The following is a 1,767-nucleotide window of genomic DNA, read 5'->3' on the forward strand; positions in this document are numbered from 1 at the left end:
GCCCGCGCCCAGGCCGCCCCCGATCCCGCGGCGGTCGGGCTGACCGCGACCGGCCCGGGCCACCGGCTGTGGGAACGCCGGCGCACCGATCCCGACCATCTCCTGCTGCGGGTCGGCACCGTCGACCAGCCCTCCCTGGTCGAGGTGGAGGACCCCGCCCTCGACGATCATGACCATCGGCTGCGATGGAACGTCCCCGAGGTTCCCCTCGCGGTGGATGTGGCCGCCCGCGGCGTGGTGGGTGTGGCCGGCCCGCGGGCGAGCGCGCACGCGCTGGGACGCTGGCTGCTCGTCCAGTGCGCCGTCCTGCACAGCCCCCGCGACCTGCGGATCGTCGTGCTCACCGACAGCGGCGGCCGATCGAGCTGGGAATGGACCCGCTGGCTGCCGCACAGCCGGCCGGGTGCCGCGGGTGGTGCCGGTGGGCCCGCGGTGTCGATCGGCAACGACCCCGAGACCGTCGCGCACCGCGTCGCCGAACTACAGGCGCAGATCCGGGTCCGCGCGCAGGCCCGTGAGTCGGCGCTCGGACCGGTGATGTTCACCCAGCCCGACGTGGTCGTGCTCATCGACGGGGCCCGGCGGCTGCGGGACGTGCCGGGCATGATCCAGGTGCTCACCGAGGGCCCGGCCGTGCGGATCTTCGCGCTCTGCCTGGACACCGAGACGCGGCTGCTGCCCGAGGAGTGCACCACCGTCATCCGCTGCGAGCCCGACGCGCTGGCGGTGCGCCAGACCGACGTGCCGGAGGTACCCGGGGTGCGCCCCGATCTGGTGGGGGTGTCCTGGTGCGACCAGGTCGCCCGTGCGCTGGCTCCGCTGCGCGACATCAGCCCCGACGCCGGGGACGGGCTGCCCGACCAGGTGCGGCTACTGGACCTGCTCGGGCTCACCGGCCCGGGCCGGCCCGTCCCACCCGATCCTCGCGTCCTCGTCGCCGCCTGGGCGGCCCAGCCGGCGTCGACCCGCTTCCCCCTCGGCGTCGGCTTCGACGGGCCGGTGGTGCTCGACCTCGTCCGCGACGGACCGCACGCGCTGGTCGCCGGCACGACCGGCGCCGGCAAGTCGGAGCTGCTGCAGACTCTCGTCGGCGCGCTCGCCGCCCACAACCTGCCCGACGAACTGGTCTTCGTCCTGGTCGACTACAAGGGCGGCAGCGCGTTTCGCGGCTGCGCGCGGCTGCCCCACACCCTGGGCATGGTCACCGACCTCGACCCGGCGCTGGCCGTGCGCGCATTGGAGTCCCTTGCCGCGGAGCTGCGTCGGCGCGAGGAGCTGCTCGCCGCGGCCGAGGCGAAGGACATCGCGCACTACCGGGCGCTGCGCTCGCGGGACCCGGGACTGCCCGCCCTGCCCCGGCTGCTCCTGGTGATCGACGAGTTCGCCACGCTCGCCCGGGAGGTGCCCGACTTCATCCCAGGCCTGGTCAGCCTCGCCCAGCGGGGCCGTTCGCTGGGCATCCACCTGGTGCTCGCCACCCAGCGGCCCGCCGGGGTGGTGACCGGCGACATCCGGGCGAACACCAACCTGCGCGTGGCCCTGCGGGTCACCGACCCGATGGAGAGCACCGACGTCGTCGACACCCGCGACGCCGCCCTCATCCCGGCCACAGCCCCCGGGCGGGCCCTCGCCCGGGTGGCGCACCGCTCGACCCTGCTCTTCCAGACCGCCTACTGCGGCGCGCCCTGGCGCCCGCCCGCCGAGCCGTCCCCGGCGCCCTTCGCCGCGCGGGCGAGCACGGCCCTCCCAGCAACGACCGGCGTGCCG

The 1,767-nt window shown here is 75.8% G+C and carries 1 protein-coding gene; it reads left to right on the plus strand.

All coding sequences use genetic code 11. From position 1 onward, the window contains the following. Positions 1–1,767: FtsK/SpoIIIE domain-containing protein (locus MXD58_RS26935; RefSeq protein WP_250610632.1), on the plus strand; the 1,767-nt coding region annotated here is incomplete at both ends.

Origin of the sequence: Frankia sp. AgKG'84/4 (assembly GCF_023242965.2) — a bacterium.
GTDB lineage: Bacteria > Actinomycetota > Actinomycetes > Frankiales > Frankiaceae > Frankia.